Here is a 21,467-nt window from a genome sequence, read left to right as displayed (position 1 = left end):
GCCACAGTTCGGATTAGTTTTGTTTGCGTGGCTGGCGAAATCGCCGATATCTTGGGCGAATTAAGACAGTTACTGGGCGGGCGCAGGCACGCCTGACCGAGGGGCACGCGTCATGAGCAACACGCACGGTGGCTGGCATCCACAGGATCCGTACCGTGGGCAGGATCCGGAGCTCCGGCGGGCCCGGGACGCGAACCACCAGGGGCAACCGGAACCGCCGGCGCAGGACCCCTACGGGCAGACCCCGCAGCCGCTGGACCCGTACGGACCGCGCGATCCCTATGGCCGCCCCGCCAACCCGTACGGCCGGCCCGACTACGAGGCCCACCAGCAGCCGGAGCAGCGGGACCCGCAGCCCGGCGTGTGGGGCCAGTACCAGGTCCGCCCGCAGGCTCCGCGGTACCAGCAGCCGGGCGGGTACCAGCAGGGCGGCTACCAGCCACAGGCGCCGCAGTTCCCGGAGCCTGCCGCCCCGGGCACCGAGCACGTGGCGGACGGCGAGCGGCCCACCGTCGGCAGCGCGTGGCGCTGGGGCTGGGGCGCGTTCGGCGCGAGCTGGGGCCTGTGGGTGGCGATGAGCCTGGTGCTCGGCGTCGCGCAGCTCGCCGTCATCCTCGTGTTCAGCCCGTCCACGCTGGACGGGCTGATGAACGCCAGCGACCCGGCGGCCGTCGACGCCGCCCAGGCCGCCGGGCGGACCGTCCGCGCCCAGGCCCTCGCCGCCGGCGGGACCGCCATCTGCTTCCTGCTGCAGGCCCTCCTGTACGCGGGCGCGCTCGCCGCCACGCGCACCCGCAAGGTCAGGTTCCGCGACTTCTTCCTGCTGCGCGGCTTCGGCGGTCTCGTTGGCTACGCGGTGCTCGCGGGCGTGCTCGGGTTCGTCAGCACCATCGTGCCGATGGTCGGCGGCCTGGTGCAGGTCGTCTGCACGCTGCTCCTGCTCCCCGTGCCCTTCCTGCTGCTCAAGGGGTGGGGCTTCGGCAAGGCGCTGGCGGGCGGCGTCGGGCTGGTGCTCACCCACCTCGGGACGGCGCTCGCGGTCTTCGGGATCTTCGCCGGGCTGGCCATCGCGTCGATCTTCACGTGCGGGATCGGTCTGGTCGTGGTGGCGCCGGCGATGCTCCTGGTGGGGGCCTATCTCGTCCAGCGCTGGACCGGGGACGCCGTCCACGCCTGACCCACGGGTAACAACTCGGCAGTTCCGCGTGCGCGCTTGCGAAGAAAAGGTGAAGGTGGCCTCGATCACCGACCATTTCTAGGGGGAGCACATGAGCGAGAACACGCCGCAGGACCCGTACGGGCCGAACGCGGGCGGGCCGACGCCGCCGTCGTCCGCGAGCGGTCCGACGCAGCCGCCGGCACAGGGGCCGACGCCGCCGCCGGCGGGCGGTCCCGGTCAGCCGCCGGCCTCGGGTGGGCAGCCGCCCGCGCCGGGTGGGCAGCCGCCCGCGTACGGCGGCGCGAGCGAGCCGCCCGGCTACGGTGCCGCGGGTCAGCCGCCGGCGTACGGCGGCCCGGGCGGGCCCTACGGGACGCAGCCGTCGGCCCCGTTCGGCGTGGGCGAGGCGCTGGGCTTCGGGTGGCGGCGGTTCACCGGGAACTGGCTGTTCTGGGTGCTGTTCGCTCTGCTCCTCCTTGTTGTGTTCGCGCTGTCCAACTCGGGTTCGGCCGTCGACTACCAGAACCAGGTCAACAGGGCGGCATCCAACCCGGGGGACCTGGCCGGCGTCTGGACCGGGGTGAGCGTCGGTAACTCGACGCTCGGGTTCATCGGCGGTCTGGTGCTCTCGGTGCTGGGAGCCCTTGGCATCAACGCAGCGCTGCGTGAGGTCGCGGGCGAGAAGGCCACCTGGGGCACGCTCTTCCAGGTCAACAGCTACGCGATGATCATCCTCACGGCGCTCCTGCTGCTGGTCGCCGGTTTCGCCGGCGCGCTCCTGTGCGGTCTCGGCCTCATCGTCCTGGCGATCTTCGCGCCCTTCACCTACCACAACGTGGTCGACAGGGGCATGAACGCCTGGGCGGCCTTCACGTCGTCGTTCCGCCTGGTGGGCCAGAACTTCGGCGCCGTCTTCCTGCTGGAGCTCGCGCTCTTCGGCATCAACATCCTCGGCGCGATCGTCTGCGGGCTCGGCCTGTTCCTCACGATCCCGCTGTCGCTTGTCGCCCTGGCCTTCGCGTTCCGCCGGATCACGGGCGGCCCGGTCGCGGCCGGCCCGCTGCCGAGCGGCCCGGCCGCCGCGGGTCCCATGGCGGCCTGACGCCCGGTGGCCTGACGCCCGGCGCCGACCAACCCGGTCGCTCGCCGACGCGACCAAGTTGACCATGCACTTACTGCCGGATCGAAGCCGGATCCGGCAGTAAGTGCATGGTCAACGGATGACGGCGGCACCATCCGACGGAGACGGCCTCCGACGGCGGCGTCGTCCAACGCCGACGTCGTCCAACACCAGACGCCACCGTCCGACGGCGCCTGCCACCACCGTCCGGCTGCGCCAGACGCCGCCGTCCGGCTGCGCCAGACGCCGCCGTCCGGCTGCGCCAGACGCCGCCGTCGGACGGCGCCTGACGTCACCGTCCGCCGGTGCCTGACGTCACACGCCGACGCCGTCCGCCGACGGCACACGCCGCCGCCGTCCGCCGCCGCCGTCCGCCGCCGCCACACGCCGCCGCCGTCCGCCGACGCCGTCCCTTACTTGATGAGGCGGATGTTCACCGGATAGCGGTACGGCGCGCCCTTACCGTTCTCGACGGCCGCCAGGATCATGAACACCAGCGCCGCGATGAACGCCAGGTAGAGGATGGCGCCGAACCCGAGGGTGATCGCGGTGATGATCGCGACGGCGACGTTGGCGATGATCAGGGTGATGCTGAAGTTCAGCACCTCCTTCGCCTCCTGCTCCACGAACCGGCTGCGGTCCTTGAGCGCCAGCCAGATCACGAGCGGCGGGATGAACGACAGCACGATCGCGCCGATCTGGGCGAAGACGGTCCACATGCGCTCGTCCGACGGGGTGAGCGGCTGGGGCTGCTGGTACGGGCCGCTGTACGCGGGGGCCGGCTGGCCCGGGTGCGGCTGCTGGGACTGGTCCTGGTAGGGCTGCTGGCCCTGGTACGGCGCCTGGCCCTGGTACGGCTGCTGACCGGGCTGGGGCGAGCCGTAGGCGGGACCCGGCTGGGGCTGCTGAGGCGCCGGGCCGGGCTGCTGAGGAGACTGCGGCTGCTGCGGGTTCTCGGACATGGCTCAACCGTAGAGGTTGTGCCTCACAAAATGGTCACAAAATCGATGAGCTCTTCGACCCGGCCGAGCAGCACGGGGTCGAGGTCCCGGTAGTCGCGCACGGTGCCGAGGATGCGCTGCCAGCCGCGCGCGACGTCGGCCTGCGTCTGCGCGGGCCAGCCCAGCGAGCGCAGGATGCCGAGCTTCCACTCCGTGCCCCGGTCGATCTCCGGCCAGCGGTCCAGGCCGAGGCGCTCCGCGCGCACGGCCTGCCACACGTCGACGTAGGGGTGCCCCAGCACCAGCACGGTGCCCGGCGGCACGTGGCGCACCGCCTCGTCGGCGAGCCGCTGCTCCTTCGAGCCGGGGACCAGGTGGTCCACCAGCACGCCGACGCGCCGGTCGGCGTCGGGCCCGAACTCGGCGAGCCGCTCGGCGAGGTGGTCCACGCCGTCGAGCAGCTCGACCACCACACCCTCGACGCGCAGGTCGTCGCCCCAGACCTTCTCGACGAGCTCGGCGTCGTGCCTGCCCTCCACCCAGATGCGGCTGCCGCGTGCCACGCGCGCCCGCGCGCCGTGCACCGCCACCGAACCGGAGGCCGTGCGCGTGGGCGGGGCGGGCGCGCGGTTCACCGCCGGCGCGGTGAGGATCACGGGCTTGCCCTCGACCCAGAAACCGGGGCCTAGCGGGAACGTCCGCGTGCGGCCACGCCGGTCCTCCAGGACCACCACGTGCATGCCGCCCGACTTCTCGACCCGCACGACGGCGCCGACCCAGCCGGTCTCGACCTCCTCGACCACCAGCCCGGACTCGGCGGGCGTCGGCTGCGACGTCGGCCGCCGCCCCCGCTGCGCGCCGGGGAAGGCGGGGGACAGGACGTCGGGGCCGTAGCGTTCGTCGTGCACGCCGCGAGCCTAGATCCGGGGCAAGGGCCGACGGCGGAGGGTGCGCTGGCGTGTCCCGACGGGCGGGTCAGCGGCCGACCCGGACCCGCAGGGCCGCCTCGGTCCGCGTCGCCACCCCGAGCTTGCGCAGGATCGCCGACACGTGCACCGACGCGGTCTTGGCCGAGATGAACAGCCGCTCGGCGATCTGCCCGTTGGTCAGGCCCTCCGCCACCAGGGCGAGCACCTGCCGCTCGCGCGCGGTGAGGGTCTCGGCCCCGCCGTCCGACGGCGCGGCGCCGTCCGCCGCGTCCCGCCCCGCGCGCCCGGCGGCTCCCGAACGCCCGGCCGCTCCCGACCGGTCGGCGAGGCCCGCCCGGTCGATCAGGGCCTGGGCCTGCTGGACCACCAGGCCCACCCCGATCTTCTCGGCCTCGGCCACCGCCGATCCCAGCGCCGACCGCGCCCCTCCCCTGTCGCCGACCGCCAGCAGCCGCTCACCCTCGCGGTACAGGGCGTAGGGCCGCAGGTGCGCGGGGCCGGGCAGGTCCGCGACGACGGTCCACGGGCCGGTGCCGAGCTCCGCCTCGAACAGCGCCGACCACACCGGGAACGTGGCCCACCCGGCGCACTCGGCGAGGGCGGTGCGGAACGGGGCGTCGTCCACGTCCTGGCCCGCCGCGCGCAGCCGGGCGATCGCGTGGGCCGCGACGGCCAGGAGCTCCAGGTCGTAGGCCGGGTTGCGCGGCCCGTTCCCCGCGACGACGCCGGACGTGAGCCGCAGCGCCTCCGCCGGGTCGTCCCGCAGGAGCGCCAGCTCCGCGCGGGTCACCGCGACGCGCGACCGGATCTGCACCTCCAGGCGCCCGAACCGGTCCCAGGTGGCCGCCTTGCGCCGCGCCTCTGCCTGCGCCCACGCGACCTGCCCGCGCCACATCGACAGCCACGCCCGGTGCCAGCCGAGGTAGACGGAGTACACGCTGGCGTGGATCATCGGCACCTTGCGGTCGTACCACCGGGCGGCCTCGGCCCAGTCGCCGCGCCCGATCATCGCCTCGACGATGTTGCCCTCCAGCATCGTCCGGGTGCCCTCCGCCGCGCCGTACCGCTGCGCCATCTCCACCCCCTCCGCGGCGATGGCGGCGGCCTCGTCCCAGCGCCCCGCTGTCAGCCGGGCGTCGGACCCGTTGATGTAGTACTGCCGCAGGCCGTGCCAGTTGTCGCCGGCGACCTCGCGGCCGCGGTCGATCTCGGCCAGGCCGTCCTGGTCGCCGAGCTGGAACCGGCTGACGCCGCGCAGGTTGAGCGCCACCGAGGCGAGCTCGGCGCTCCCGACTGCGGTCGCGGTGTCGTACGCCTCCGTGGCGGCCACGATGGCCTCGGCGCAGTGCCCGTCGAGCATGGCGCGCCGGGCCCGCAGCACCAGCACCTGGGCCCGCACGGTGTCGTCGAGGCCCGGCGGCACCAGGCGCAGCGCCCGCTCGTAGAGCTCAGGACCGTCCAAGGACCCGGCCCGGCCCGCGATGAGCGCGGCGTCGGCCAGGGCCCTGGCCTGGCCGACGGGGTCGTCGTCGGGCCACTCGTCGAGGGCCTGGTGCACGACGGCCAGGGCGCGGTCCACGCGCGTCGAGTCCAGCAGCGACCCGGCGACGGCGCGCAGCAGCTCGTGGTGCGGCAGGCCGGCCACGCGTTCGGCGTCGGGCACCTGGTCCCACAGCTCGAGCGCCCGCTCGCCCAGGGTCACGGCCGTGGACGCCGCCGCGGTCGACGCCGCCGCGTGCCCGGCGACGGCGGCGGCCAAGGCCTTGTCCAGCACACCGGCGCGCCACCAGTGGTCGGCGATGCGGGACAGCTTGGCGACCGAGCGGGTGCGGGTGGTCAGCGCCGTCTCGAGCGCGCGGGCGTACGCGGCGTGCAGCCGCCTGCGCTCGCCGGGCAGCAGCTCCGCGTACACGGCCTCCTGCACGAGCGCGTGCCGGAACGCGTACCCGACGTCGGTGGTGACCAGCACCTGCGCGTCCACCGCCTCGCGCGCCGTCTCCTCCGGCTCCGCGCCGACGCCGGGGCGCGCGCCCGAGGCGTCGTCGGCCAGGACGTCGTCCAGCACGTCGTGCCACACCCGCGGGCCCGCCGCCGCGACGACGCGGCACAGCGCCTGCGCCGCACGGCTCAGGTTCCAGTAGCGCAGCAGGAGGATGTCGCGCAGGGAGTCCGGCAGGTCGGTGCCGAGGAAGCCGACCAGCTCCTCCACGTAGAACGGGACGCCCTCGCTGCGCTCGGCCAGATCGGCGATGTCGTCGGCGAGCTCGTCGGCGGGGCCGAGCCCGGCGAGGCCGGGGGCCGCCGGCCCGGAGGACTCCGCGAGCAGCAGGTCCCGCGCCATCTCGCGGACCTCCTCCGGGCCGAGCCGGCGCAGGTCGAGCCGGGTGGCCAGCCGTGCGCGGTCGAGCTCCGCCGCCACGGCCCGGAGGGGATGGCTGCGGTCGACGTCGTCGCTGCGGTAGGTCAGGACCAGGAGCAGGCCGGGCAGCGCGGCGCGCGCGAGGCGCACGGCCAGGGCCCGCGTGACGTCGTCGGACCAGTGCAGGTCCTCGACGACGGCGACGACCGGACGGTCGGCGGCGGTGCGGGCGAGCAGGTCGGTGAGGACCTCGGGGAGGCGGTCGGCGCCCGCGTCGGGCGAGGGGGCCACGAGCTGCGGCGTGACCGCGGACAGGGCGGCGGCCGCCGGGCCGGCGGCCTCGACCGTGGCGTCGGGGCCGAGCGTCGCCACGATCCCGGCGAGCAGGCCGGCCGTCGCGGCGTACGGCACGGGTCCCGAGCCGGAGTCGGCGCACTGCCCGGCCAGGACCAGCACGCCGTCCGCCCGGGACGTCAGCTCGTCGACCAGACGCGTCTTGCCGATGCCGGCCTCGCCGGCGATCACGATGGTGCGGCCGGCGCCCGAGCGGACGTCGTCGAGGGCGGCCATGAGCTCGCCGAGCTCACGGGCTCGGCCCACGAGGCGGGCGCGGGGGACCGGCATGGGCTCATCGTCCCATGCCGGTCCTGGTGCCGGTCCTGGTACCGGTTCGCTGTTCGCCACGGCCGTTCCGGCGCGGCTCAGGCGATGCGCGGCCGGACGGCGTCGGCCGCCTTGGCGCGTGCGGCGCGCTCGGCGGCGTGCCGTGCGGCCTCCTGGCGCCGGGCGGTCTCCTGCTGCTCGCGCGCCCGGCGGGTCTGCTCCGTCCGGCGGTCGAGCTCCTGCTCGTTCCTGCGGTACTCGGCGTAGTCCGAAAAGCCGAACATCGTGGTGCCTCCTGGGTGCGGCCGGCCCCTCGCCGGCGGTGGTTCCACCCTCGTGCGTGAGGTACCCCGCGCGGATCGGGCGGTCGCCGCATCTTTGGCTGCCGGTCCGACCGGCGGGTCCGAGGTACCTAAGGCATTGCCCTAAGCGCCGGTCGGCGGGACAGTTGTCAGGCCCGTCGGCTCAGCCCTTCGCGAACGTGTCACAACCACGGGTCACGGGGCTGACCTGCGGGTCCGGCACCCCGGGACCGTGCGCGCGGCGGGTCGGGGGGTTGGCCGCTCGCGTGTGCCGCGTAGGATTGGCACTCGGTCGGCGAGAGTGCTGGAGGCAGTGTCGGTGAACGGCCGGAACCCGGGTGCACGTCCCGGACGTTCAACCTGGGGACGGAGGTGAGCGCGGTGAGCGAGGAACGAAGGCTCGATGTCCTGCGGGCGATCGTGGAGGACTACGTCCGGACACGCGAACCCGTCGGGTCGCGCATACTCACGGAGCGGCACCGGCTCGGCGTCTCCCCTGCCACCGTCCGCAACGACATGGCGGCCCTCGAGGAGGCCGGGCTCATCGCCCAGCCGCACACGTCGGCGGGGCGCATCCCCACCGACAAGGGCTACCGCCTGTTCGTGGACCAGCTCGCCGAGGTGCGCCCGCTGAGCGCGCCGCAGCGGCGGGCGATCGAGACGTTCCTGTCCGAGGCCGTCGACCTCGACGACGTCGTGGCGCGCGCCGGGCGGCTCATCGCCCAGCTCACGGGCCAGGTCGCCGTGGTGCAGTACCCCTCGCTGCGCCGGTCCGGCCTGCGGCACCTGGAGCTCGTGCCGACGGCGGAGGGGCGGCTCCTCGTTGTCGTCATCACCGACACGGGGCGGGTGGAGCAGCGGTTCCTCGACGTGCCGGTCGACCTGGACGACGGCACGCTCGGCGAGCTGCGCGCCCGCCTCAACGCGGCGGCCGCCGGCCGCCGCCTCACCGAGATCGGCGACTCGTTCGCCCAGGTCGCAGCGGCCATGCCGGAGGAGCACAAGCCCCTGGCGGCCGCGGTGGCCGAGGTCGTCACGACCGCGCTCGCGGAGGAGAGCGAGGAGCGGATCGTGCTGACCGGCCAGGCCAACCTCGCGCGGTCCGGCATGCGGTTCGAGCAGGGCCTGCGGCCCGTGCTCGAGGCGCTGGAGGAGCAGGTGGTCCTGCTCGGCCTCCTCACCGAGATGACCGACGACGCCGGCGTGACGGTGAGCATCGGCCACGAGAACCGGCTGGCGGGCCTGGCGGAGACCTCCGTCGTCACGTCCGGCTACGGCTCGTCCGACGGCGACTCTGTGGCCATCCTGAGCTCGATCGGCCCCACCCGCATGGACTACCCGGGCACCATCGCCGCGGTGCGTGCCGTGGCGCGCTACCTGTCGCGGGTGCTGCCGAGCTGACTTCCCCCGCCCACGAACCATTCCCCACACACCTCCCCGCGAAGAGAGACCTGTGACCGACTACTACGAGATTCTCGGTGTTCCGCGCGACGCCTCACCCGAGCAGATCAAGAAGGCATACCGCAAGCTGGCTCGCGAGCTGCACCCGGACGTGGCCGGCGAGGCGGGCGGGGACCGGTTCAAGGACGTCGCGCGCGCGTACGAGGTGCTGTCCAACCCCGACAAGCGCCAGCAGTACGACATGGGCGTCGACCCCACCTCGCCCGGCGGCGGCGCGGGCGGCGGGTTCGGCGCGGGCTTCGGGTTCCAGGACATCTTCGAGACCTTCTTCGGCGGCGGGCAGCCCACCGGCCCGGTCCCGCGCGCGCGGCGCGGCAACGACGCGCTCGTGCGGCTCGACCTGGAGCTGTCCGAGGCGGTCTTCGGCGCCAAGCGGGAGATCCAGGTCGACACCGCCGTGGTGTGCAACACCTGCGGCGGCGACGGCGCACGGCCGGGCACGTCGGCCCGCACCTGCGACGTCTGTCAGGGCCGGGGCTCCGTGCAGCGGGTCGCGCGCTCGTTCCTCGGCCAGGTCATGACCAACCAGCCGTGCTCGGCCTGCGGCGGCTTCGGCACCGTGATCCCCGAGCCGTGCACCGACTGCTCCGGCGAGGGCCGCGTGCGCTCGCGCCGCACCATCTCGGTGAACGTGCCCGCCGGCGTCGACACCGGCACCCGCATCAAGCTCTCCGCGCAGGGCGAGGTGGGCCCCGGCGGCGGCCCCGCCGGGGACCTGTACGTCGAGATCCGGGAGCGCGCGCACGACACGTTCGTGCGCCGCGGCGACGAGCTGCACTGCACCCTCCAGGTGCCGATGACGGCCGCGGCGCTCGGCACCGTCCTCGAGCTCGACACGCTGGACGGGCTCCAGGAGATCGACCTGCGCCCCGGCACACAGCCCGGCCAGGTCATCACGCTCAAGGGCCTCGGCGTGGGGCACCTGCACTCCGCGGGGCGCGGCGACCTCAACGTGCACATCGAGGTCCAGGTGCCCACCGGCCTCGACGAGGCGCAGACGGCGCTGATGCAGCAGCTCGCCGCCCTGCGGGGCGAGGAGCGGCCGGAGCCGCGGCTCGCCTCGGTCCACGGGGGCGTGTTCTCGCGCCTGCGCGACAAGCTCAGCGGGCGCTGACCGCCCACCGATGAGCGCGCCAGTCTTTCTCGCGGAGGCGTCCAGCGCCCATCCGCTGTCCGGGTACGCGGCGGGGTCCGTGTACGTGCTCGACGGCGCGGAGGGCCGGCACGCCGGCGTCGTCCAGCGGCGCGGCCCCGGCGAGCGGATCGACGTCGTCGACGGCGCGGGCTTCCGCCTGCGCACGGTCGTCGAGTCGGTCGACGGCGCTCAGGTGCACTTGCGTGTCGAGGACGTGGAGGTCGAGCCGGCGCCCGCCGTCGTCGTGACGCTCGTCCAGGCCCTCGCCAAGGGCGACCGCGACGAGCTCGCGATCGAGGCGGCCACCGAGACCGGCGTGGACGCGATCATCCCGTGGCAGGCCGAGCGGTCGGTGGTCGTCTGGCGCGGGGACCGGGCGGCGAAGTCGCGGGCGCGCTGGGTCAGCACCGTGCGGGCCGCGACGAAGCAGGCCCGCCGGGCGCGCATCCCCGACGTCGAGCTGCCGCTCACGACCAAGCAGCTCGCGGCCCGGGCGCGCGAGGTGGTCGGGGCGGGCGGCACGACGGTCGTGCTGCATGAGGAGGCGACGGCGGCCCTCGCGACGGTGCCGCTGCCCGACGCCGGCCACGTGCTCGTCGTCGTCGGACCAGAGGGCGGGATCTCCGAGGCCGAGGTCGCCCTGCTCACGGACGCCGGCGCGGTCACCGCGCGGCTGGGACCGCACGTGCTGCGCACCTCGACGGCCGGGCCCGTGGCGATAGCCCTGCTGAGCGACCGCCTGGGCCGCTGGGAATAGGGTTCGTCCCTCGAACCGCAGCCTTGTCGGTGACGCGGACGCCGAACCGCAACTTGTCGGTGTACGTCGCCGCCGAACCGCAACCTATCGGTGTACGCCGACGCCCAGCCGCAAGTCGCGTGTCGATCGGGGCCCGAATCGACACGCGACTTGCGGTTCGGCGGCGGTGGGGTGAGGAACTTGCGGTTCGGTGCCCCCGAGAACCTTCATCGTGCGGTTCGGGCGTCAGTCGACGACGTCGAACTCCACGCGGCGGTTCTTCTCCAGGTCGGCGAACGTCCGCGGGACGACCAGCGGATCCGATTCCCCGTAGCCCTTCGCCGTGAGCCGGTCGCGGTCCACGCCCAGCTCCGCCAGCTCCTCGAGCACCTTCTCGGCGCGCCGCTCGCTGAGCCGCTGGTTGTGCGCGTCGGAGCCGACCGAGTCGGTGTGCCCCTCGATGCGGACCTCGACGTCGGGGTGCTCCGCGAGCACCTCCGCGGCTTCCTCCACGACCCTGCGGCCGTCCTTGGTCAGCCTGGCGCTGTCCGTGACGAACGTGATGTTCGGGATCTCGACCAGGTCCTCCTGGGCCTCCTCGCGCTCCTCGCGGGTCGGCTCGTCCGCGGAGTCGTCCTCGGAGTCCCCTGAGTCCTCGGAGCCCGAGGTCTCGTCACCCGAGGCTCCGTCGCCGGTCCCGTCCTCGCCGGTTCCGTCGTTGCCGTCCTCGCCGTCGCCGGTCTCGTCGGACGTCGGCTCGCTCGCCTCGGGCGAGGCGTCGTCATCTGCGGAGGCCTCGGGGGAGGCGCTCGCCTCGGCGTCGGCCTCGCCCGTGTCGTCGCCGCTCCCGTCGCCGCCGCCCGCGTCGTCACCGTCGGCGGCCTCCGCCTCGGCCGCGGCCGTGGACACCTGACCGTCCGGGCCGTAGGCCACGGCGGTCCGGACGCCCTCGACGTCGCCGACCAGCTCGGCGGCGGCCAGCGCCTCCGTGTCGGACCCGGCGGTGACGGCGGCGTCGCGCCCCGTGAGCTTGACGTCCACGTCGCCGAGCCCGGCGGCGCTGAGTGCCTCCTGCGCGTGCTCCGTGAGCGTGTCCTCGATCTGCTCGCGGAATCCCGTGTTCTGGATGCCGGCGAGCACGCCCAGCCCGAGGATCGCGACGAGCACCGGGGGCAGGACAGTCCTCAGGTTCATGCCTTCACCCCGGACTGCGTGGGTTCGGCGTCGCCCTCGGCCGCCGCGGCCTTGGCCTCGTCGTCGGCGATGGCGGCGGCCTTGGCGTCGGCGTCCTCGATCTCGTCGACGTCGGTGTAGTCGACGTTCTCGTTGAACTTGCTGCGCCGGTCCTGGCCGCCGATGAGGTAGTCCTGGAACTCCTGCAGCCCCTCCTCGTCGCCGTCGGCCAGGAACTGCGCCTGCTCGGCCCAGCTCGTGGCGGCCGGGGCGAACTTGATGCCGCCGGTGGCGAGCGCCTCGCGGAGCTCGGCTTCCGAGGCGCCGGCGATCTTGGCGTACGTCGCGTAGCCGGCGGCCTTGAGGGTGGACTCGATCTTCGGGCCGATGCCCTCGATGCGCTGCAGGTCCTGCGGTTCGGCCTCGGCCGGGACGACCTCGGGCTCCTCCGCAGCTTCCGGCTCGGCGGACGCCTCCGCCTCCGTCCCGGCCTCGGCGGCCTCCGGCTCCTCGGCTGCCGGCTCCTCCGCAGCCTCGGCCGCTGCGGCGGCCTCCGCCTCGTCCTGGGCGATGGCGGCCGCCTTGGCGTCGGCGCCCTCGATCTCGTCGACGTCGGCGTAGTCGACGTTCTCCCGGAACTTGGCGGCGCGGTCCTGCCCGCCGATGAGGTAGTCCTGGTACTCGCGCAGGCCGTCCTCGTCGCCGTCGGCCAGGTACTGCGCCTGGTCGGCCCAGCTCGTGGCGGCGGGGGCGAAGGTGATGCCGCTCGCGGTGAGTGCCGCGCGGAGCTCGTCCTCGCTCGCGACGGCGAGCTTCGTGTAGGTGGTGTAGCCGGCGGCCTTGAGGGCGGCCTCGATCTTCGGGCCGACACCCTCGATGCGGCGCAGGTCCTCGGGCTCGGCGGACGCCTCGGGTTCGGTCGCGGCCTCGGCTGCCGGCTCCTCCGCAGCCTCGGTCGCCGCGGCGGCCTCCGCCTCGTCCTCGGCAAGAGCGGCGGCCTTGGCGTCCGCGCCCTCGATCTCGTCGACGTCGGCGTAGTCGACGTTCTCCTGGAACTTCGCGCGACGCTCCTGCCCGCCGATCAGGTAGTCCTGGTACTCCTCCAGGCCCTTGGCGTCGCTGTCCACCAGGTAGCGGGCCTGGTCGGCCCAGCTCGCGGCAGCGGGGGCGAACTTGATGCCCTGGCCCGCGACGGCCTCGCGCAGCTCGTCCTCGCTCGCGTCCGCGATCTTGGCGTACGTCGGGTAGCCGGCGGCGACCAGCGCGGTGGCGATCTTGGGGCCGATGCCCTCGATGCGCTGCAGGTCGTCCGGGGTCTCGTCGGCGGCAGCGGCGGCGGCCTCGCCGGCCACGGCTTCGGCGCCCGCGCCCGCATCGGCGTCCGCGTCGGCTTCGGCGATCGGCTCGACGTCGCTCTCGCCCGCCGGCTCGGCCTCAACCTTGGCCGCCGCGTCCGCCTCAGCGGCCTCGCGCGCCACGGCCTCGGCCTCCGCGACGACGTCGGACCCGGCGGCCCCGACCTCCGGCTCGCCGTCGCTCGTCGCACCGTCGCCCTCCTCGACGCTGCCCTTCCCGCCGTCGGCCGCCTCGTCGGCCGGGCCGTCGGCGTCGCCGGCGGAGCCCGACGCGCCGTCACCCACGGGCACCGCGGTGTCCGTGCCGACGGCGGACGCCGCCTCGTCCGTGCCGGCGGTCGCGAGGGCGGGAGCCGACTGGGCGGCGGCGACGGGCTGCTTGGCCGCACCGGCGTTCGCACCCGCCTTCGCGGCCGAGCGGGTCGCGGCGTCCGCCTTCTCCGCCGTGTGCTTGCCCTTGGCGCGCCGGCCCCAGCCGAGCCAGCCGATCCAGATGCCGATCGCCAGGCCGATCAGGGCCGCGATGATGATGAATGCGAGCGATTGGGTGATGAACCAACCCACGCGAACCTCCAGGTGACTGCTGGTTGTGTGGTGTGAGGACGACTGGCGAGACCCGCGCGGTGGGCGACCACAAAATAAGGTCCCAGTACGCCAATCTCCATCGAACGCGGCAAACTCTCCCACATCCCATTCACCCGGGCATTTCGAACTATGTAACGGTATGGAAAAACATGGCGAAGTCCCGCTCGGAGCGCGCTGAGCCGCTTTGCGGGAGCCGCCCGTCGACACCCGCCGGTAGCCTGCGGGGCATGACGAGTACCGACAGCCCCGACTGCCTTTTCTGCAAGATCGTCGCGGGGGACATTCCCGCGGAGGTCGTGGCGTCGTCGGACACGACGATCGCCTTCCGGGACATCGCACCCAAGGCGCCGGTGCACGTGCTCGTGGTGCCGCGGGAGCACTACCCGGACGTGCCGGCGTTCGCCGCGTCCGACCCGAGCGGCCTGGCCAGCCTGGTCGCGCTGGCCGACGGCGTCGCGAGCGACCTCGCCGACAGCCAGTACCGCCTCATCTTCAACACCGGGCCCAAGGCCGGCCAGACCGTCTTCCACGTGCACGCGCACCTGCTCGCGGGCGAGGGGCTGCCCGGCTTCGGGTGAGGCTCACGCCAGGGGGTCGACGAGCAGGAGCTCCGTGTTGCGGTCGGCGGGGCCGCCGAGCTGGTCCGGGTTCACGTGCAGGTCGTTGTACCCGATCTCGCGGTACAGGGACGCGAGCCCGGCCGCGGAGAAGTCGTCGTACTCCACGGCGTACGGGGCGTCCGCCTCGATGAGCGTCGTGAACAGGGACAGGGTGCCGTCGGCGTTGTCCGCCACCTCGATCACGCGCGCGAGCTGCGGGTGGTCGATGTGGGACGCCGTGTTGATCTCCCAGAACCCGAGCTCCTCGAGCCAGGTGAGCTGGCGCAGCCCGATCGAGCCGTCGGCGAACCCTGCGGTCGTGGTGGTGTCGAGCGAGATGCCGGTGATCCCTGGGGCGATCCGGAACGTGTAGTACACGTCCCGCCCGTCCGCATTCCGGTCGGTGAAGCCGTGGCCCACCGGCCCGGCGCCCGCGACGGCGGGGTCCAGGTGCGCCCGCACGAACTCGCCGGTGCTGAAGGGCGCGCGGCGCGGGTCGGGCGTGATCTCGCGCAGGGTCCCTGTGCCGAACAGGTCCGAGGCCGTCATGGTCGCCCCCGGTGTCTCCAGCCGGTCCGCGATCCGCCGCATGGCGCTCTCGTCGCGGCCCACCACCTTGAGCCCGCCCGTGTAGAAGGCGGTCATGCCGGGCAGGTCGGGGATGGAGCCCTGGATGGAGTCGTCGTGGTTGCCGAACGTGCAGTACCAGGGCACGTCCAGGCCGGGGGAGACCACCTCGGCCGCCGCGGCCGCGAGCAGCCCGGGCATCTCGGGGAAGCCCTTCGCCGTCCAGTCCGAGCCGTCGAGGGTGCGGTCGGGGTTCCAGAACGCGCTCGCGCCGGAGGCCTGCACGCCCTCGTGCGCGTGCGGGTCGCCGGTGGTCTGCCGCACCGAGCCGCCGGACAGCAGCGCGAGGAACCACCTCAGCTCGACGAGCTCGTGGTTGTCGGTGTTGTCGCCGGTGGTCATCACGAAGTCGAGGTCACGCCCGGTGAACGGCCCGCGCCGCAGGGCGTTGACCCGCCGCACCAGGGCCGCCGTCCCCGCGGCGCCCAGCGCCTCCTGCGGCCGGTGGGCCGACCCGATCAGCGGGTGCAGGTACTCGAACCGGACGGGGCTCTCGGCGTCCAGCACGTGCAGGTCGGTGAGCTGGACGAACGCGGTCCGGCCGGTCCGGCGGTCATCCCGGCCCGCCGCGCCGGCCACCAGGTCCTCGCGCACCACGAGCGGCCAGCCCGGCCCCGCGGTGAGCCGCGAGTAGACGGTCGTGTCCGCGACGAGCGGCAGGGCGGCCACCTCCAGCGTGGTGCCCGACGTCGACAGCGCGCGCGTCGCCGTCGTCCGGAGGGCCGTGGCCAGCCGCCGCGCGGTCGCGGAGGCCGACGGCGCGGTCGCCGCGGAGACGCCGAGCGCCGCGGCGAGCCCACCCACCCCCGCCGCGGCCAGCGCCTGACGGCGGGTGAGCTGGCGAGAGTCGGTGCCGGCCATGGTGGTCTCCTCGTCGACGTCGAAGGGTGGCGCGGCAACTCTGGGGCCCACGGGTGAATCCGTGCCCGGCGGGTGCGTGAACACAGCGGGAAGGCTCGGGGAACGCTCGGGCACCAACCCTGTGGAAAGACCGTGGCGCAGCCCGGTCAGGTCGATAGGATGAGTGCTGTCGTCATCCCTACCGCATGAAGGAGCGGATCGGCCCGCGGGCCGGCTCATGACAACTTCGCCCAGCACACAGTCCCAGACCCGGATCGAGCACAAGATCGTCGTCCCGGCCCACATCCCGACGGTCGCGCTCCTCGGGAGCCGGGACTCGGTGCTGCGGGCCGTCGAGGAGGGTTTCCCCGGCGTCGACGTCCATGCCCGTGGTAACGAGATAGCAGTGAACGGACCGGCGGGCGACGTAGCCCTGGTCACTCAGCTCCTCGACGAGCTTATCGAGGTCGTCGAGGCGGGCACGCAGCTCACGCCAGAGGTCGTCAAGCGCTCGGTGGCGATGCTGAGCGACGCGTCGGCGTCGCGTCCCGCCGAGGTGCTCACGTTCAACATCCTGTCCAACCGGGGCCGCACCATCCGGCCCAAGACGGTCGGGCAGAAGGCGTACGTCGACGCCATCGACACGAACACCATCACGTTCGGCATCGGCCCGGCCGGCACCGGCAAGACCTACCTCGCCATGGCCAAGGCCGTCCAGGCGCTGCAGGCCAAGCAGATCAACCGGATCATCCTGACGCGCCCCGCCGTCGAGGCCGGGGAGCGGCTCGGGTTCCTGCCCGGCACGCTGACCGAGAAGATCGACCCGTACCTGCGCCCGCTGTACGACGCGCTGCACGACATGATCGACCCGGAGCAGGTGCCCAAGCTGATCGAGGCCGGCACCATCGAGGTCGCTCCGCTGGCCTACATGCGCGGCCGCTCGCTGAACGACTCGTTCATCGTGCTGGACGAGGCGCAGAACACGTCGACCGAGCAGATGAAGATGTTCCTGACCCGCCTGGGCTTCGGCTCCAAGATGGTGATCACCGGCGACGCCACGCAGGTCGACCTGCCGGGCGGCACCCAGTCCGGGCTCCGCGTCGTGGAGGACATCCTGCTGGGCGTGGACGACGTCGAGTTCTGCCGCCTCACCTCGTCCGACGTCGTGCGGCACCGGCTGGTGAGCGACATCATCGACGCGTACGCGCGCTGGGACGTCATGGCGGGCGGCCAGCGCCCCGGACGCCAGCCGCAGGACCACCGCCCGGGGAGCAAGAGGCAGCGCCGGTGAGCATCGAGGTCAACAACGAGTCCGGGTTCGAGGTGGACGAGGCGGAGTTCGCCGCGCTCGGCCGCTTCGTCCTGGACGCCCTGCGGGTGCACCCGCAGTCGGAGCTGTCGATCATCTTCGTCGACACCACCGTCATGTCCGACCTGCACGTGCAGTGGATGGACGAGCCGGGCCCCACCGACGTCCTCTCCTTCCCGATGGACGAGCTGCGCCCGGGGCGCGACGGCGACGTCACCCCCGCGGGCACCCTCGGCGACATCGTGCTCTGCCCCGAGGTCGCGGTCACCCAGGCCAAGGCGGCCGGCCACTCCACCACGGAGGAGCTGCTGCTCCTGACGACGCACGGGATCCTGCACCTGCTCGGCTACGACCACGCGGAGCCGGAGGAGGAGAAGGAGATGTTCACGCTCCAGCGCAAGCTCCTCCTCACCTTCCTCGCGACCCGGTGACCGGTGTGATCGTCCTGCTCCTGACCCTCATCGTGCTCGTGGGCCTCTCGCTGGCCGGCATGCTCTCGGCCGGCGAGGCCGCGCTCCTGCGGGTCACCCGCGCCTCGCTCACCGAGGCGCTGGCGGAGGCGGAGCTCGGGCAGTCGCCCGACCCCGAGCGCGCCGCCCGGATCCGCCGCGCCCAGGCGCTCGTCGTCGATCCGACGGCGATCGTGGCCTCCTTCGCGCTCGTGCGCGTGGTGTCCGAGGTGGTCGCCATCGCGGCCGGCACGCTGCTCGCGCAGCAGGCGATCCCGGGGGAGGTGCCCAACGAGCTCCCGGTCATGCTCGTCGCGCTCGTGGTGGGCGTCGTCGTCGGCGTGATCTTCGTGCGGGTCTCACCGCGCGCGCTCGGCTTCCGCCGGCCGGTCGCGGTGCTGCTCGCGCTCGTCGGGCCGCTGACCGGCGTCTCGCGCGCCGTCGCCTGGCTCACCCGGTTCTCGGTGCCGCGCTACGACCCGTCGCCGCCCACCGAGGCCGAGCTGCGCGACATCGCGGACCGGGTGGGGGAGAGCAGCGCCTTCGAGGAGTCCGACCGGGAGCTGCTCCGCTCGGTGATCGAGCTGGGCGGCACCATCACGCGCGAGGTCATGGTGCCGCGCACCGACATGGTGACCGTCACCGCCGACACGTCGCTCGACAAGGTGCTGCGGCTGTTCCTGCGCTCGGGCTTCTCGCGGGTGCCGGTCATCGGCGAGTCGGTGGACGACGTCGTCGGCGTCGCCTACCTCAAGGACGTCGTGGCGGCGGTGCACTGGCCCGTGGACGACGGCGGGGGCGGCGCGGCGGAGCCGTCGCTCCGCCCGGCGTCGGACGTGGCGCGGGACGCGGTGTTCGTGCCAGAGTCCAAGCCGATCGACGACCTGCTGCGCGAGATGCAGGCCTCGGCCAGCCACATCGCGCTGGTGGTCGACGAGTACGGCGGCGTGGCGGGCCTCGTGACCATCGAGGACCTGCTGGAGGAGGTGGTCGGCGAGCTCACCGACGAGCACGACACCGTGCCGGTCCAGGAGGTCGAGGACCTCGGCGGCGGCGTGCTCCGCGTCCCGGCCCGCCTCCCCGTTGACGAGCTCGGCGACCTCTTCGACCTGCGCCTGGACGACGACGACGTGGACACCGCCGGCGGCCTGCTCGCCAAGGCGCTGGGCAAGGTGCCGCTCGCCGGTTCGTCGGCCGAGATCGGCGGTATGCACCTGCAGGCCGAGCGGGTCGAGGGCCGCCGCAAGCAGCTCTCGACGATCCTCGTGCACCGCACGGAGCCGGTGGGTGAGCCGGACGACAGCAACGGTGGTCAAGACCAGCACGGCCACCGTGATCAGAAGCGTGACCAGAAGGAAGTGACCTCGTGAGCGACGACACCACGGAGCACCGGAGCGGGTTCGCCTGCCTGGTGGGCCGCCCCAACGCCGGCAAGTCGACCCTGACGAACGCGCTGGTGGGGCAGAAGGTCGCGATCATGTCGGCACGGCCGCAGACCACCCGGCACACGATCCGCGGGATCGTGCACCGCCCGGACGCCCAGCTCGTGCTCGTGGACACGCCCGGCCTGCACCGGCCGCGCACGCTGTTGGGCGAGCGGCTCAACGACCTGGTGCGCGACACGCTCTCCGAGGTGGATGTCATCGCGTTCTGCCTGCCGGCCGACCAGAAGATCGGCCCGGGCGACCGCTACATCGCGGCGCAGCTCGCCGAGCTGATGACGGGGCGCAAGGGCGTGCCCGTCGTCGCCGTCGTGACGAAGGCCGACCTCGTGGCGCGCGCCGACCTCATGGAGTACCTCATCGCCGTCGAGCAGCTCGCCAAGTCGGTGGACCGCGAGTGGGCCGACATCGTGCCCGTGTCCGCCAAGGACGGCTTCCAGGTGGACGAGCTCGAGACCGTGCTCGTGTCCCACCTGCCTGCGGGTCCGGACCTGTACCCGGGCGGCGAGCTGACCGACGAGCCCGAGGCCGTCATGGTGGCGGAGCTGGTGCGCGAGGCCGCCCTGGAGGGGGTGCGCGACGAGCTGCCCCACTCGCTGGCCGTGGTCGTCGAGGAGATCGTCGAGCGCGAGGGGTCGGGCGACCCGGAGAAGGGCAGGCCCGCGCTGCTGGACGTGCGCGTCAACCTGTTCGTCGAGCGGGAGTCGCAGAAGGCGATAGTCATCGGGCGCGGCGGCTCGCGGCTGCGCGCGGTCGGCACCGAGGCCCGGCGCGGCATCGAGAAGCTGCTCGGTCAGCAGGTCTACCTGGACTTGCACGTCAAGGTGGCCAAGGACTGGCAGCGCGACCCGAAACAGCTCCGGCGGCTCGGGTTCTAACGCCGGGCCTGCCGGGCCCAGACCCTGGCGCCGGAGCCGGACCAAGCCCGCAACGATCGCCCTACATGTTGCAGGCCGATACCGAATATCGCACGGCGGATTTACGGGCAATACGGACACTGTGCTGAGATGGTGGAATGGAGACAGTGGCCGCTCGAACGTCCCCGGTCGAGCTCACGGGCCTGACGGGGCTCACCCCCCTGTCGGCGACCACAGGTGGCGCGGACTCACAGGAGATCTACAACGTACTGCGGGCGAGGTGGGGCGTGGTGGCCCCCGTGGACATGGAGCCGGGAGTGCCCGCCTGGCTGGTGATGGGCCACGCGGAGATCTGCGAGATCACGCGGAACGAGGCGCAGTTCTCCCGCGACCCGCGCAACTGGCGCTGGCACTACGACGGCCTGCTGCCGGAGCGTTCGGGCCTGCTTGGGATCTCGCCGCGGGAGCCGCGCAACTCGTCCTACCACCACGACGGCGAGAAGCGCCGCCGGCTCAGGCAGCCCCTCGACGACGGCCTGGAGGCCCTGCCCGAGAAGACCGTCGTGACTCAGGTCGAGGAGGTCAGCAGGCGGCTGATCGACGACCTCGGGGACAGCGGCGAGGCCGACCTGGTGCCCGAGTGGGCCAAGAAGGTGGGCTTCCTCGCCGTGACCTCGCTGTTCGGGTTCGACACCGAGACCGCGAACCAGATGATGGCCGACTCGGCGCACATCATGGACCACACGAGCGAGGCCGCGGAGGCACGCGAGCGGATGGGCCGCAACCTCATGGCGCACGTCGGGGAACGGCGGGCCGCCGGCGGTTCCGACCTGACCTCGACCTTCGTGCGGCACCCCAGCTTCCACAACGACCGCGAGGTCGCCGACTCCATGTCCGTGCCGATCATCGCGGCCAGCGAGTTTCTCACCGCGTGGATCGCGCTCACCCTGCGGCTCCTGCTCACCGACCGGCGGTTCGCCGCGCGCTGGACCGGCGGCCGGATCGCGCTCGACGACGCCCTGGACGAGGTGCTCTGGCGCGAGGCGCCCGCCGCGAACCCGCCGCTGCCGCGGTACGCCATGCGGGACTTCAAGCTGGACGGAAAGCTCATCCGCAAGGGTGACGCCCTGATCATGGCGGTCGCGGCGGCGAACCAGGACCCCCGGGTGCACACCGGCAACGACTGGGACGAGGTCGGCAACCGGGCGCACCTCGCCTGGGGCGTCGGGCCGCACCGCTGCCCGGCGTCGCGGCAGGCGCGGATCATCGCGCGCGTCGCCATCAACCGGCTCCTGACCGAGCTGGACCTGGAGCTCGCCGTCGAGGACCACGACCTGGCGTGGGTCCCCTCGCCCTGGGTGCGGCACCCGCAGGCGTTGCCGGTGAAGTACCGGCGGGCGCGGTCGTCGGGCACGGAGATCTACGAGGTGTGACGTAGTCGGCACGCCCTTCCACCGCGCGCGGAGCGCAGAGTACGGTCACGAAA

18 protein-coding genes are annotated in these 21,467 nt (G+C 73.4%); 11 read left to right on the top strand and 7 right to left on the bottom strand.

Features of this window, described 5'->3' with window-relative positions; translation table 11 throughout:
- Window positions 1-112: 112 nt before the first annotated feature.
- Window positions 113-1,177, top strand: coding sequence for a hypothetical protein (locus tag AC0QU1_RS19660; protein WP_483571726.1), 1,065 nt, complete (start codon window positions 113-115; stop codon window positions 1,175-1,177).
- Window positions 1,178-1,268: 91 nt separating this feature from the next.
- Entirely contained in the window at window positions 1,269-2,261 is a 993-nt protein-coding gene (locus AC0QU1_RS19655; RefSeq protein ID WP_483571725.1) for a DUF2189 domain-containing protein, read from the top strand.
- A 431-nt stretch (window positions 2,262-2,692) separates the two neighbouring features.
- Here AC0QU1_RS19655 and AC0QU1_RS19650 read toward each other — a convergent pair whose 3' ends face one another.
- From AC0QU1_RS19650 to AC0QU1_RS19635, 4 genes are all read right to left on the bottom strand, one after another.
- On the bottom strand, window positions 2,693-3,241 hold the full coding sequence (locus AC0QU1_RS19650) for a DUF4870 domain-containing protein (RefSeq protein WP_483571723.1): 549 nt from the start codon (window positions 3,239-3,241) through the stop codon (window positions 2,693-2,695).
- Between the two features lie 23 nt (window positions 3,242-3,264).
- Window positions 3,265-4,128, bottom strand: a complete 864-nt coding sequence (locus tag AC0QU1_RS19645; protein WP_483571721.1) for a DUF3097 domain-containing protein — start codon at window positions 4,126-4,128, stop codon at window positions 3,265-3,267.
- 67 nt (window positions 4,129-4,195) lie between these two features.
- The gene (locus AC0QU1_RS19640; RefSeq protein WP_483571719.1) at window positions 4,196-7,132 is read right to left on the bottom strand and encodes an ATP-binding protein; all 2,937 of its coding nucleotides are present in this window, start codon (window positions 7,130-7,132) and stop codon (window positions 4,196-4,198) included.
- 77 nt (window positions 7,133-7,209) lie between these two features.
- Window positions 7,210-7,395 (bottom strand): hypothetical protein, encoded by a 186-nt coding sequence (locus tag AC0QU1_RS19635; RefSeq protein WP_483571718.1) that lies wholly within the window; start codon window positions 7,393-7,395, stop codon window positions 7,210-7,212.
- Between the two features lie 399 nt (window positions 7,396-7,794).
- On the opposite strand from AC0QU1_RS19635, the gene hrcA reads away from it, so the two are divergent.
- Genes hrcA through AC0QU1_RS19620 form a run of 3 tightly spaced genes read left to right on the top strand, consistent with a single transcriptional unit; the run spans window position 7,795 to window position 10,766 of the window.
- Window positions 7,795-8,814 carry a heat-inducible transcriptional repressor HrcA gene (gene hrcA, locus AC0QU1_RS19630; RefSeq protein ID WP_483571717.1) on the top strand — a complete coding sequence of 340 codons (1,020 nt, stop codon included), beginning with the start codon at window positions 7,795-7,797 and terminating at the stop codon, window positions 8,812-8,814.
- 52 nt (window positions 8,815-8,866) lie between these two features.
- Window positions 8,867-9,988 carry a molecular chaperone DnaJ gene (dnaJ, locus tag AC0QU1_RS19625; RefSeq protein WP_483571716.1) on the top strand — a complete coding sequence of 374 codons (1,122 nt, stop codon included), beginning with the start codon at window positions 8,867-8,869 and terminating at the stop codon, window positions 9,986-9,988.
- A gap of 10 nt (window positions 9,989-9,998) precedes the next feature.
- Window positions 9,999-10,766: a 16S rRNA (uracil(1498)-N(3))-methyltransferase gene (locus tag AC0QU1_RS19620; protein WP_483571714.1), complete on the top strand. Its 768-nt coding sequence runs from the start codon at window positions 9,999-10,001 to the stop codon at window positions 10,764-10,766.
- A gap of 225 nt (window positions 10,767-10,991) precedes the next feature.
- Here the strand turns inward: AC0QU1_RS19620 and AC0QU1_RS19615 are convergent, their stop codons facing one another.
- Entirely contained in the window at window positions 10,992-11,939 is a 948-nt protein-coding gene (locus AC0QU1_RS19615) for an OmpA family protein (protein WP_483571713.1), read from the bottom strand.
- Window positions 11,936-13,837, bottom strand: coding sequence for a helix-hairpin-helix domain-containing protein (locus AC0QU1_RS19610; protein WP_483571712.1), 1,902 nt, complete (start codon window positions 13,835-13,837; stop codon window positions 11,936-11,938). Before AC0QU1_RS19610 ends, AC0QU1_RS19615 begins: the two co-directional genes overlap by 4 nt.
- Before the next feature lie 248 nt (window positions 13,838-14,085).
- Here AC0QU1_RS19610 and AC0QU1_RS19605 point away from each other — a divergent pair, with 248 nt between their 5' ends.
- Complete coding sequence (locus tag AC0QU1_RS19605; RefSeq protein ID WP_483571711.1) at window positions 14,086-14,436, top strand: histidine triad nucleotide-binding protein; 351 nt, start codon at window positions 14,086-14,088, stop codon at window positions 14,434-14,436.
- Window positions 14,437-14,439: 3 nt separating this feature from the next.
- Here AC0QU1_RS19605 and AC0QU1_RS19600 read toward each other — a convergent pair whose 3' ends face one another.
- Window positions 14,440-15,996: a TIGR03767 family metallophosphoesterase gene (locus AC0QU1_RS19600; RefSeq protein ID WP_483571709.1), complete on the bottom strand. Its 1,557-nt coding sequence runs from the start codon at window positions 15,994-15,996 to the stop codon at window positions 14,440-14,442.
- Between the two features lie 166 nt (window positions 15,997-16,162).
- Between AC0QU1_RS19600 and AC0QU1_RS19595 the strand changes: the two genes are divergently transcribed.
- The 5 genes from AC0QU1_RS19595 to AC0QU1_RS19575 all read left to right on the top strand — a co-directional run bounded on the left by AC0QU1_RS19595 (window position 16,163) and on the right by AC0QU1_RS19575 (window position 21,414).
- Window positions 16,163-17,215, top strand: coding sequence for a PhoH family protein (locus AC0QU1_RS19595; protein ID WP_483571707.1), 1,053 nt, complete (start codon window positions 16,163-16,165; stop codon window positions 17,213-17,215).
- Window positions 17,212-17,664, top strand: coding sequence for an rRNA maturation RNase YbeY (gene ybeY / locus AC0QU1_RS19590; protein WP_483571706.1), 453 nt, complete (start codon window positions 17,212-17,214; stop codon window positions 17,662-17,664). Before AC0QU1_RS19595 ends, ybeY begins: the two co-directional genes overlap by 4 nt.
- 5 nt (window positions 17,665-17,669) lie before the next feature.
- Window positions 17,670-19,052: a hemolysin family protein gene (locus tag AC0QU1_RS19585; protein WP_483616279.1), complete on the top strand. Its 1,383-nt coding sequence runs from the start codon at window positions 17,670-17,672 to the stop codon at window positions 19,050-19,052.
- Window positions 19,049-20,002, top strand: coding sequence for a GTPase Era (gene era / locus AC0QU1_RS19580; protein ID WP_483571702.1), 954 nt, complete (start codon window positions 19,049-19,051; stop codon window positions 20,000-20,002). The genes AC0QU1_RS19585 and era overlap by 4 nt, the downstream gene beginning before the upstream one ends.
- Before the next feature lie 146 nt (window positions 20,003-20,148).
- Window positions 20,149-21,414 (top strand): cytochrome P450 family protein, encoded by a 1,266-nt coding sequence (locus AC0QU1_RS19575; protein ID WP_483571700.1) that lies wholly within the window; start codon window positions 20,149-20,151, stop codon window positions 21,412-21,414.
- Window positions 21,415-21,467 lie beyond the last annotated feature (53 nt).

The organism is Promicromonospora noduliphila (assembly GCF_056951025.1).
Note: the sequence above shows the minus strand (reverse complement) of the source record. Positions and strands in the feature narration are given on the sequence as shown.